This window comes from Butyrivibrio sp. WCD3002, from assembly GCF_000424265.1.
GTDB lineage: Bacteria > Bacillota > Clostridia > Lachnospirales > Lachnospiraceae > Butyrivibrio.
Window position 1 is genome coordinate 539461 of the sequence record NZ_AUJO01000001.1, and the last position, 12422, is coordinate 551882.

Here is a 12422-nt window from a genome sequence, read left to right on the forward strand (position 1 = left end):
CCTATAAATACATTATAAGTCAAATCGAAGGGGGATATTTATTATGGAAAACTCAATTGAGTTAAAAACACGTAACATGAAATTTATTAATAGGTTTCTGTTGTCTTTATCACTAGGATTGCTTCTAAGTTTTACCTTTGGTACAAAAGCAAAAGCAGAAGTATTTGTAGATCCGGAAAATTCACGATTAATTCATATAAGTGGTAATGTAAATGGCACTGAGCTTGTTCAATACTCGGGTACAGGAAAAAACATAATGCTTAATGGCAATACAGTGTTAACTTTGGATAATACAACTGAATTATCTTTTACTTATATTGCCGGTCCCTCTTTAAATTTAGAGATTAAAGGAGAAGGAAAACTAACACTGTCAGGAAATAACGCTGATGCGATTTTGGCAAATAAATTGACACTATCAGATGCAACAATTTACGCTGATATGGGTTTTAATGTTATTGAGATTGTCATAAATGAAGGTGTTGATCTAACAATCATCCCTGTTTTTGATGGTGCTATATTTTCACATGATAAAACCGTGATTAATGGTGGAAAAATAAAAAGTAAAGCTGGCTATCCGGCTATTTGGTCTCTTGGAACTGTTGAAATTACCGGTGGCGAAATATATCTGATTAGTACTCATTCTTCCGGAATTGAAGCTGACGGAGATATTAACATTACAGGTGGCACAGTAAATGCATCCAGCGAAAAAGCAGATAAATACGGGATCGAAACGGCAGGAACCCTTACCGTTGACGAGGCCAAAGCTAAGGTAATTGCCACAGCAAAAGACAAAAACGGAGTAAGAGAGTATCCGACTAAAAACATGCAGAGTGATACTACACCTTCAAATAATCCCCAGGAAATCAAGCCCGATATTTCCGAGCCAACAGAAAATATAGATGCAAAGCAAAAGAAAACTTCTTTGTCTAAACCGAAGGCCGGAAATAAATCCATTACTCTTAACTGGAAAAAGGTAACCGCGAAGGGCATCAAGGGCTATGAGATTCAGTACAGTACAGATAAGAACTTCAATAAGGATGTTACAAAGACAGTTACTATCAAAAAGGTTAAGACAACAAAAACAAAAATCAAGAAGCTTAAGCCTAAGACAAAATATTACATAAGAATGCGCACCTTCTCAGTGAAGAACGGAGAGAAGGTTTACTCCAAGTGGAGTACTAAAAAGAGTGTTAAGGTTAAATGATTATCTTTCATATAAAAGAGCTGATTTAATATCGGCTCTTTTGTTTTCGAAACAATCAAAATCCTTCCTATATACCAGCTAAAATTTCTATTAAACAAACATGAAAATGGCCTTTTATCTAATGAAATTGGGTATCATTGTATTAGAGCATAACCAGTTTTAACTTAAATTTCAGGGGAATGGAGGGAGCATTATGAATAATACTAATCGAAAGCATAGAATCATTTGTTATCTTCTTTCAGTTACATTAATCTTTGGCATGGTTTCCATTTATCCTATAAATACAAAAGCTATGTCCAGTAAAGTAATAGATCTTTCGGATGGTACCGAATCATTAAGCGGGTCTAATTGGAGCTATAATCACAACAATCATACGCTGACTTTGAATGGCTTTAAAAATAATGATAGCACCAAAGAAGACGGAGTATACTACGGCGGAAATACAGACTTAACTATAAACTTAATTGGATATAACGAACTAACGACAGCTTATAGTGGTATTTTTACTAACACTGCAGGCATTATTATTTCCGGCACCGGTACTTTGGAAATTAATACAAAAATCTTTGGATTATATGCAATCAAGGATGTTGTAATCGATAACGCAACTTTGGACATCACTACTACCCATAATTACTATTATGGAGATGTCTCTAACAGTGGGGCGATTCATGCGAAAAATATAACTATAAAATCCAATGCAAAGATTACAGCAAAAGGAATCGACAGAGCATTTTATTTACAAGGTGGTAGTGTTAATAGTGAACTTGCCGCAATTGCCTATACTAATTATGACGGCACCGGAACATCTAAAATACTTGATGGATCAAGCTCAGGATGGATGCAATACAAGAAAATTGTCATGCCGGCCCCTCAGGCAAAGACCACGTCTGTGCCTATAATAATTACAAACATTGTTTCTGATGGTACTATGAAAAACCTTGTAACACCAGGTTCCGGCACAGGTGGTACGATGTATTATGCTGTTAACTCAAGCAAAACAACAGCTCCAACAGTTGGATGGAGTTCTTCAATTCCTCAGGCTAAAAATCCGGGAACATATTATGTGTGGTATAAAATTGTTGGCGACAGTAACCATGCAGATTCTACACCTGAATGCGTAGAAGTAACTATTTATGCTACAGATCCCAATAGTGAAACCAATGCAACGACATCGCAAAAATCATATATAGGGATTCAGGACGAAGAGCAAATAGATAATAAGCAGAAGACAACAAAATTCACAAAAATTAGTGCAGCTAAAAAGTCTATTACATTAAATTGGAAAAAGATTACAGCCAAGGGCATTAATGGCTATGAGATTCAGTACAGCACCGATAAGAACTTCAGTAAGGATGTAACAAAGACAGTTACTATCAAAAAGGTTAAGACAACAAAAACAAAAATCAAGAAGCTTAAGTCCAAGACAAAATATTATGTAAGAATACGCACCTTCTCTGTTAAAGACGGAGTGAAAGTATACTCCAAATGGAGCGGTAAAAAGAACATTAAAGTAAAATAATATCTTTTTCAAAAAATAAACACATTTTCCTGCTATTCTTGATTCAGTGATATCAACAAATAATTTATATTTCGGGAGGCGAAATCAATGAGTCAGGAAAAAGTTGATGCGTACAAAAAAGAGAAAAAGGGCAGAAAGGCAAGACTTGCAAAGCAGAAGCGTAACGTAAAGATCGCTAAAATCTGTAGTTTAGTACTTCTTTTAGCTTTATGTTCATTTGCAGGATGGCGTGTATATGCTGCTAAACATCCATCAGAAACGGTAAGCGCAGAAACTACAGAAGATGCTTCAATAGTAGAAGATACAGTTGATACAGAAGCTACTGAAGAAACTGTTGAAACTGAAGATGAGAGTACAACGGATACAGCCGATACAGAAGCTTCTGAAGAAACTACTGAAGCTGATGAAGAAGTGGAAGATTCTGCTGAAGACGCTAATTAAGCATACAGAACTGCAATAAACAGTCCCTAGACATAGTCTAATTGGGGCTGTTTTTTTATTTTAATAATAAACGGAAGCATATTACTGCGGTATAGGAAAATTATCCGGAGTGCACTGTAATGTCTTACCTTATCATCAGAATATGTTAAACTTATATCACTAGGTATCTTTTCACATTTCAAAATCAATAGAAGGATGGCAGAAAAAAATGAAACTCAAAATAGCATTTTTACAGATACTTCCCACAAAGGACACGGAAGAAAATCTTAAAATCGGAATTGAAGCCTGCAAAAAGGCCAAAAACAAAGGCGCTGATATAGCTTTATTCCCGGAAATGTGGAGCATCGGATACCAGTTTTCTCACAAAGAAGATGAGTTGAAAAAGCAGGCCCTTTCTCTTGATATCGATTTTGTAAAACGCTTTTCAGAGCTTTCAAAAGAACTGGATATGGCTATTGCTGTAACACTGTTAGAAGCTCATGATCCGAAACCAAGGAATACTCTTTGCCTCTTTGATCGTCACGGCAATCTTGTGTACAGATATTCAAAGGTTCATATCTGTGATTTTGGAGAAGGAGATGACGAGGGCGTTCTTGGCGCCGGTGATGAATTCTTCGTAGAAACTCTTGATACAAAAAAGGGCAGCATTCAGGTTGGCTCGATGATCTGTTATGACAGAGAATTCCCTGAAAGTGCGAGAGTACTGATGCTTAAGGGGGCTGAGCTTATACTTGTACCTAACGCATGCCCCATGGAAATCAACCGTTTATCACAGCTAAGGGGCAGAGCATATGAAAACATGTGTGCAATTGCAACATGTAACTATCCCGCTAATCATCCTGACTGCAACGGACATTCAACATTGTTTGACGGTGTTATTTATATTCCTGAGCTTGCCGGCCCAAGAGACTCCTGCGTATTTGAAGCAGGCGAAGAAGCAGGAATTTACATTGCAGAACTTGATGTAGATCAGCTCCGAAGCTATAGAAAACGGGAAGTGTGGGGAATGAAAAACAGAAGGCCTGAGTTATATACAGTTATTAGTTCTAAGCAGTAATAATAAATGGTAAAAATGTTTACTCAAAATGGAGTAAAGTAAAGAACGTAAAAGTTAAATAATTAGATAAAAAATCAGTTCCAATATGTGATATTGGAACTGATTTTTTTCGCATAACCAATGGTATATGACCTTTACAATTATATTCAATAATGCTATATTGAGATTCGTCTTTATTTTTGTCTTAGCGAAATCGCTAAAAAATCCTATTGTTTTTATTTTGTTTTGTTTTCGGTATTTGTATTTTATTAAATTAAGGAGGGCAAAACTATAATTTATGGGAAGTAAGGATATAGCAGAGAAGTCGCTGGAAGAACTTAATGATGTCTTTGCAGATATTGTAAACGTACTTCTTTTTAACGGGAAACAGGTCATTTCTCAAGATGAGCTTGTTGAATCAAACCCACACAGCAACTATACATCAAACGGTAAAATTAAAGAGCAGGAGCGCGATGTTTCCAAATATTGGAATAACAGCTTCATAAGGCTTGCCGCAATAGGAATCGAGAATGAAACTATTGACGAGAACGATATGCCTCTAAGACTCATGAGCTATGATGGTGCTGGATACAGAGCTCAGTTTTCGCCAAAGAACAATAATAGAAGATATCCGGTAGTATCTCTTGTGTTATACTATGGTTATAAGAATAGATGGAGAAAATCCAAAACTCTACATGACAGTTTGGATATTCCGCCGGAACTTAAGGAATATGTTTCTGATTACAAAATGAATTTGTTTGAGATTGCTTACCTATCAGATGAGAAGGTAGACATGTTTAAAAGTGATTTCCGGTTTGTTGCAGACTATTTTGTCCAGATGCGTAAAACTGGTAAATATGTACCACCATCGGATAAAATATTACATGTGCATGAGCTTCTAAGCTTAATGAGTGCATTAACGGATGATAACAGATTTGTTGAAATTTATGATGAAGTAAAAGGGAAGGAGCGTGTTAATATGTGTACGGTTCTTGACGAAGTAGAAGAAAGAGGCATTGAGAAGGGTATTGAGAAGGGTAAGGAACTTGGAGAGATAACCGGAAAAGTATCTGCAAGATTTGAAGATGGCATGCCTATTGAAGAAATCGCTAAAAAATCCAATGTATCAATTGAGATAGTCAAAGATATTCTAAAAGAAAAAGGAATGATTTAATCCTAAATACATTCGCATCTTAGATTTAATTAGAGTTTTAAACATTTACTGTAAATAGGAATCTTCTATGATAATTTAGATTTACACGGGAGCAATCAGAATGAACCGCACCCAAAAAGTTAGACCAAAATCTAACTGTTGGAGGTCGGTTCAGAGTGGTTGCTCCTTTTATTGACTATACAATCAGCATATCTGTCTGCTGCGATTGAACAAACTGCTTAAATGGGCAGGCAAATATCGGCGAGATTTTCTGCTATAAACAAGCAAACCGCAGATACAGGCAGACAAAAAGTTCTAAAAGTGTCTGCCGTAGACAAGCAAACCGCAGATACAGGCAGACAAAAAGTTCTAAAAGTGTCTGCCGTAGACAAGAAAACCGCAGATGCAGGCAGACAAACATTATAAAAAACGTCTTCCCTAAATAACAAAACTGATAAAACAGGCAGATATACCTGATTACAAACCGTCCAAAGAAATGAATTTCCGAGTTTCTTATAAAAGAAATGAAATTCCAGTTTTCTTATATTAACAAATTTATGCATTTCACTGGGGACCATAATATCTTGTCAGGGTTTCATTAAAATTGAATCCGTACCCATTATAATTATAAGTAAAAGTATCTGTATCCTTATCATAGATGTATAGCTCATAAACATTGCCATCATATCTTGTTTCGCGAGTGAAGCTTCCCTTAAACTTCTTAAATTCCGCTTCGCTATAATCATCATGATTTGCATCAAAGCCTGCTATAAAATCATTGGCACCGAATACATGGATTGAATATATATCATCTCCGTGTTTCCATTCTCGTCTGATAAATAAGTTGTTACTCTGGTAATATGCTTTATTTGATGCATTTCTATCATATATTGGTATAAAGATGATGCAGTTGTATAGATACTATTATCTGATGGATAAATCAAGTATTTCTTGGAGGAATTTCCTCCCCACCAGCCGTGTGTAAGTGCTGGTTCTGACTTATTATATGTTTCATAATCTACATAAGTAGCCAATCAAATCCTGTACTTTGGAACTATTTTTATATTGTTTAAGTATGCTATCAGTCGGGAATCCAACATAATTATTAAAGTCATTATATTCTTTAATGAGGTAACGAATATTGAACTTTTTCAGCTCCCTTTCTACGTCATTTGCAGGTTTCTGTCAACTTTCATCTTTTAAGGTAGACTTAATTAGTCGACATCCGTTACAATTGAAGTAGAGTATTTATGTGCAATTACGTGTAATATTTGTTACAGGAGGTATTGAACAATGACCAGGAAACATATTATTTTAGATCATCCAATAATCGGATATTTTGTTCTTTTGATCTTTGTTATGCTTTTTTCATCTATTGGTGCATCCCTGATAGACAATCCGCTTTCAAAGGTTATACCGGGTTATTCAAAAGAAATGATCGGATTCGGTACAACTGTGACAAATGCGTCCGGTATCGGAGCCGCTATAGGTGTCATTATAGCAGCAATTATATTTGCACTTTGGTTCAGACCTGACCTCAAAAACTTTCTTAGCTGGAAAGGCTTTAAGTGGGGCATTGTGGTAATGCTTCCTTTACTTATTGCCGATTATGTAGGTGCCGCTATTGATCTTTACACATTTGGACTTGGCAATGTGCTTGTTGCATTTTTAACCGCTCTTTCGCCCGGATTTACGGAGGAAGTAGCATTCAGAGGTCTCGGCATAGCCAACTACATGAGAACGATCAAATCCGAGAAGCAGATTAAACGTATATTCTGGCTGTCAACATTATTGTTTGCCGGAGTACATATAACCAATATCTTAACAGGCGAAAATCCTGTGGTAGGTTTTTTTCAGGTAGCATATTGTATCGGAGTTGGTGCTGTTTTTGGAGCGGTATATTTACGAACTGCTAATCTGTGGGTTGTAATGATTGCACATTTTACACTGGATTTTGTCGGACTTGTCAACAGTTACTATACTGCAAACGGAGGTGCTTCGACACAGCTGCTTATCAGTGATTGGACTAATCTTGTGGCATCTGCTATTGGAATAGTGACTGCACTAATCCTGTTATCACCCAAGCACTACCCGGAGATCATGGAACTTTGGAAAGAGAAGTGGAGCAAGTAAAATATAGTTTGTCAAGTACGGAGTATGCATTAAACTGTGCATATTCCGTACTTTATGCAGATGTATTTTTCGTGTATTATTATATTGTTACATTATGTACATAAATCAAATGGCATATGAAACCTGTGGGGGGATTTCAAAATTGAATACCATTATTAAGCAAAGAATAGTTTTAACGGACAGAAATGTCGTAACAGGCAATTTCATAGATTTTTATGGGTACAGTTTCGCATCTTAGGAAAGCGTTTTCTTAAGGTGCGTATTTATTATGTAAAAAATGTAGTAAGGAAGGGGAGAAACATGAAGAAACTAAAAAGTATTATTGAAAAGTTCGTATTAATGAGCTTTGTGGCATTTGCAGCTGCTCTATTTATACCGATTGGAGTATCTGCAAGTGTAACAGGTAGTGGGACAAAAAGCAGTCCTTACGTAGTAGATACATATAAAGATTTAAGTAATACTTTATATAAAGTGAAGAAGGACGAAACAATATATATAAGGCTGGATGCTGATATTAGTAAATCAGGATATAATGGTAATGCGCAAGTTTATGATGATACAACTGTTTATTTGGATTTGTATGGGCATAAAATTGATGGTGCTAGCATTAGTTATGCATATGGTTATGGCATAATTGTTAAAGGTAATTTGATATTGAATGATACCAAAGGGGGAGGAAAGATTACACACTGTGGTGAAAGCGGTGTTTTTGTTTATGGATCGTTTACGATGAATGGTGGAACTATAACCAACAATTATGTAGGAATAAAACATGGTGACATCATTATGAATGGTGGAAGCATCAGTGATAATACGGGAACGGGTGTACTTCTTGAATTTAGTAAATTAACCATGAATGGCGGTGTTATCAGTGATAACCAAGGTGGTGGCGTATATGTGGGTGAATATTCTTATTTTAATGTTTCTGGGAATTCTCGTGTTTCTGGAAATACTAATGATGGGACTTCACAAAATGTATATCTTGTTCCGGACAAAGAAGATGAAGAATTTGGAGGATATGAATATCGCGCTACGATGATTACTGTCACAGGACATTTGACAGGAAAAATTGGCGTAACATCGGATCAACATGAAATATTTGCAGAGGCAGCAAGTACTTATAATTCCGGTAAACTTACGGCAAGTGACATCAAAGCGTTTTTTAGTGATAATGACTATACAATAGATCTTACTTCAGACTATAAGGCTATTATCCATGCCGTATTACTGGAAGATCGATTTAGCGTCATGCAAAACCTGATTTATGACAAGACAAGTAAAAGAAAAGCAGTTACGGCAACTGGATATGCTGCTGATGATTATAGCGTATCTTTTATAAAGGATGGTGTAGAGGTACAACCAATCGATGCCGGTGAATATAAGGTTATTATAAAAGGACTTGGCATTTATACAGGATATCAGATTACTAAAACACTCACAATAAATAAAAAACAGGTAACGGTAAAAGGAATTACATGCAAAAATAAGCTTTATGATGGCACAAACAATGCAGAACTCGATTTTGATAATGCAGTAATTGACGGTGTGTTATCCGGCGATAATGTATCCGTAACTGCAACAGGAAAATTTACGACCAAAAATGCATCTGACAAAATAAAGACAGTCTTAATATCTGATTATGTTTTTACGGGCGAAAATGAAAATAATTATACTCTTGCATCATCCGGAAGTCAGACTGAAACAGCAGCATATATAAGTAAGGCCGAAGCAGAGATTAAGGCTGAAGATAAGAGCAAGAAATTTGGTGAAAAGGATCCGAAGCTGACGGCTGTAGTAACACCTAAAAGTGCCGAGAACGAACTTGCATATGAACTGAAGCGAACAGAGGGCGAAGATCCCGGTGAATATAGCATTCTTGTTATCCTTCACGGTACTAATCAAAATTATGATGTTACAATGCTAAAAGGAAAATTCACTATCATTGAAGATGGTTCTGCAGGAACTTCCAAGTCAGAAGAATCTAAGGCACCTACAGTAGCAGAACCTGCCGCCGCACACAAGGCTGGCGATGCTGTGGCTGATGGCGGAGCATCCTACACAATTACATCAGCAGAAGATGGTAAGCAGACTGTTACATATACAAAGCCTGAGTCTGATACAGCAACAAGTGCTACAGTTCCGGAAACCATCACAATTGATAACAAAGAGTATAAAGTAACCGAGATTGCAGCCGGTGCTTTCAAGGGTAATAAGAAGCTTAAGAGCATTACGATTGGTAAGAATATCGAGAAAATCGGCAGCAAGGCGTTTTACAAGTGTAAGAACCTTAAGAATATTAAGATAAAGACAACCTTGCTTACCAAAAACAGCGTTGGTTCAAACGCGTTTAAGGGTATTCATTCCAAAGCAAAGGTTAAGGTACCTAAGAAAAAACTTAAGGATTATCAGAAGATTCTTAAATCCAGAGGAATAAAAGAAAAAACACAGAAGATTTCTAAGTAAATATTTGCCAGCCCCGATATCACATATCGGGGCTGTTTTTCTTTGAATGCATAATTAAAGATAACCGGCTGAATCTCCTGTGTTATACTATTATTAGATAAAAAGGGGGATTAAATGGATATGGAAAAGACTATTTCAAAACTTAAAAGAATAATGATTTTATCAAGCTTTGTACTGTGTATGATTATAAGTATAGGCATCAAAGCTAAAGCTGCCGCATTTTTAGTATTTAATGGAAAAAATATCAATCTTGATCAGTCTTCATCAGGCAATCATTATAGTTATAATGCAGATAATAAGACATTTACCATAAGTGGAACAATTAATTATATGCAAAATTCTGTTAATGACCAACTACTTAAAATTTCTGGTATAAGAGATGGTTTAACCATTGTATTCGCAGAAGATACAACAATTTCTACATTCAATAAGATTGGTGTTTTATGTGAGTTGATAAATATCGATGATTCTAGAAATATTACAATAAAGTCTGGAAATAATGTAAATATTTCTACAAATGTAAAAGCAGAAAAAAACACATTTGCTTTTAATTTCTATTGCAGTGATGTTTTATTTGATAATACTGATATTAACGTTAGTGGAACCACTCTGATTAGTCTCATACTGAAAGAGTAGAGTATATAAACTCACAACCATCATTCTCAACATCGACAAAAATTTTGTTATGAGCGACCAAATGAACGAGGAATTCATTGAACCAAGTCAGTTCCCAAACTTGAAAACGCAGATAGGGATACTGATTCTTTATTTCAGTTATTATTTCCTTTGATTCATCAGAATAAATTGGCATATATTCATTAACTGCAATTGTATTGTTATTTCGTACATATTGATTATGTGCAATTCTGATTATTATGCGGTCCTTTAATAGTTTTTCAAGCATATTGCGCATATCTGTTTCTTTAAAACTGGTGAGCTCCTTGACTGCAGCATTATACAAGTCATTTCTTGAAAAAATATCTTTTCCAATATTGTTCAAAAGAAGTTCAGTATTCATCACTATCACCTCGCTTGAATGAAAATTACTTTCAACACCCATATCGGCAAAAAAAATAAAAAAATGCCAATGTGGGTATATTTATCATATAAAAGCTATTGAAAGAGTTATCCATACCGCTGTACAGCTTTTGTATGTGAAACAAATACAGTACACTAAACTGTAGAACAGTATATGCCATAAGGAGCTTTAGCTCAGTTGGTCAGAGCATCCGTCTCTTAACCGGGCAGTCCGGAGTTCGAATCTCCGAAGCTCCATTTTAGAGCAATGAGTAAATTCCTCGATAATTGTTGAGAAGGTCACCGCATATTTGTAGTAAAATAATAATACAAAACAGTATGCCAAAGAAAGGAATTTTCGTGTTAATGAGAAAAGGAAAATTTATTGTTACGTTTGAAGCCGTTCTTGCAACATCATTTATGGTTGCATCACTTTTCATGGCCATGCCGCAAGCAGGCATAACAGCTCATGCCCTGCACCCTCGAAATGATAGCGAACTTGGATCTACCACCAATCCCATAAGGCTTAATGCAGGAGAGTCAGTTACCCGCACACTTTCAAAAGCAGAAGGACAGCAAGACAATTATATAATTACCATTCAGGAGAACGGCTATTATAATATCAATCTCGACACCCATAATAGTAATGCCACATTCGAGATACGCTCACAGGAAAAGGGTGATGTATTTTCACCAAACCATGGATCATTTTCAATAAATCCCTATGCCGGAAGCGGAGGCGTTGACCCGTATATGAAGCGTATGCTGTATGAGGCTGGCACATACGAAGTAGCTATATGGTCATCTGAAGATTCCATGAGCTATGACTTCAGCATCTCAAAATCCGATTCTGACATGCGCAAGATGAAGATCACCAAGATCAAGTCAGTTAAAAACAAATTGCAGATTAATGTAAAAACAGAAGGCACCACCTTCGATTACGAAGTGGAGTATTCTACAGATAAAAATTTCAAGACTAATGTAAAATCAACATTTATCGATGCCTATGGCAAAAACTGCAGACTCAAAGCATCCATGGGCAAAAAGTACGATAAGGTCAAAGGATATCTCTCCATTAAAAGACCGAAGAAGGGAAAGACCTATTATTTCAGAGTACGTCAGATGTACGGTAATCCCAAGAGCCGCGTTTATTACTACAAACGTTATACATTCCAGAATAAATCAATGCCGTCCTGGTACAACATGCTGGGAAGAGACATAAAGGCATATTCCGAATGGTCAAACGTTAGAAAATTCAAGGTAAAATAAGAACTTTCTCATAAACATAAAAAAAGGACAGCGAGCAAAAAACTCGTTGTCCTTTACTATTTATCCACATTTTAAGCAGTATATAGGCTTGAATAAAAAACTCAACGCGACCTTTTTGATGTTATATTACGAAAGAATGAAATTTCAACCTGACCGTTGTATATCTAATAGATATACATTAGAA

10 protein-coding genes and 1 tRNA gene are annotated in these 12422 nt (G+C 36.0%); 10 read left to right on the plus strand and 1 reads right to left on the minus strand.

The window, feature by feature from the left end; all coding sequences use genetic code 11:
• Positions 1-43 precede the first annotated feature (43 nt).
• From G608_RS0102265 to G608_RS0102310, 8 genes are all read left to right on the plus strand, one after another.
• Complete coding sequence (locus G608_RS0102265) at positions 44-1204, plus strand: fibronectin type III domain-containing protein (protein WP_026494655.1); 1161 nt, start codon at positions 44-46, stop codon at positions 1202-1204.
• Between the two features lie 193 nt (positions 1205-1397).
• Positions 1398-2726, plus strand: coding sequence for a fibronectin type III domain-containing protein (locus G608_RS0102270; protein ID WP_026494656.1), 1329 nt, complete (start codon positions 1398-1400; stop codon positions 2724-2726).
• A gap of 87 nt (positions 2727-2813) precedes the next feature.
• Positions 2814-3167 (plus strand): hypothetical protein, encoded by a 354-nt coding sequence (locus G608_RS19575; RefSeq protein WP_051208726.1) that lies wholly within the window; start codon positions 2814-2816, stop codon positions 3165-3167.
• A gap of 208 nt (positions 3168-3375) precedes the next feature.
• Positions 3376-4224, plus strand: coding sequence for a carbon-nitrogen hydrolase family protein (locus G608_RS19580; protein WP_035794488.1), 849 nt, complete (start codon positions 3376-3378; stop codon positions 4222-4224).
• A gap of 277 nt (positions 4225-4501) precedes the next feature.
• Positions 4502-5377, plus strand: a complete 876-nt coding sequence (locus tag G608_RS0102285; RefSeq protein WP_026494657.1) for an Rpn family recombination-promoting nuclease/putative transposase — start codon at positions 4502-4504, stop codon at positions 5375-5377.
• A 1272-nt stretch (positions 5378-6649) separates the two neighbouring features.
• Positions 6650-7489, plus strand: a complete 840-nt coding sequence (locus tag G608_RS22105) for a CPBP family intramembrane glutamic endopeptidase (RefSeq protein ID WP_026494659.1) — start codon at positions 6650-6652, stop codon at positions 7487-7489.
• Between the two features lie 300 nt (positions 7490-7789).
• The gene (locus G608_RS0102305; RefSeq protein ID WP_026494660.1) at positions 7790-9952 is read left to right on the plus strand and encodes a YDG domain-containing protein; all 2163 of its coding nucleotides are present in this window, start codon (positions 7790-7792) and stop codon (positions 9950-9952) included.
• 114 nt (positions 9953-10066) lie between these two features.
• A complete protein-coding gene (locus tag G608_RS0102310; protein ID WP_026494661.1) occupies positions 10067-10588 on the plus strand; it encodes a hypothetical protein in 522 nt (173 codons plus the stop codon).
• On the opposite strand, the gene G608_RS0102315 is transcribed toward G608_RS0102310, so the two are convergent.
• Entirely contained in the window at positions 10572-10970 is a 399-nt protein-coding gene (locus G608_RS0102315; RefSeq protein ID WP_026494662.1) for a DUF6577 family protein, read from the minus strand. The two genes, G608_RS0102310 and G608_RS0102315, sit on opposite strands and share 17 nt — an antisense overlap.
• 183 nt (positions 10971-11153) lie before the next feature.
• On the opposite strand from G608_RS0102315, the gene G608_RS0102320 reads away from it, so the two are divergent.
• A tRNA-Lys gene (locus tag G608_RS0102320) sits at positions 11154-11227 on the plus strand.
• A 108-nt stretch (positions 11228-11335) separates the two neighbouring features.
• A complete protein-coding gene (locus G608_RS0102325; protein WP_026494663.1) occupies positions 11336-12238 on the plus strand; it encodes a hypothetical protein in 903 nt (300 codons plus the stop codon).
• Positions 12239-12422: the final 184 nt, after the last annotated feature.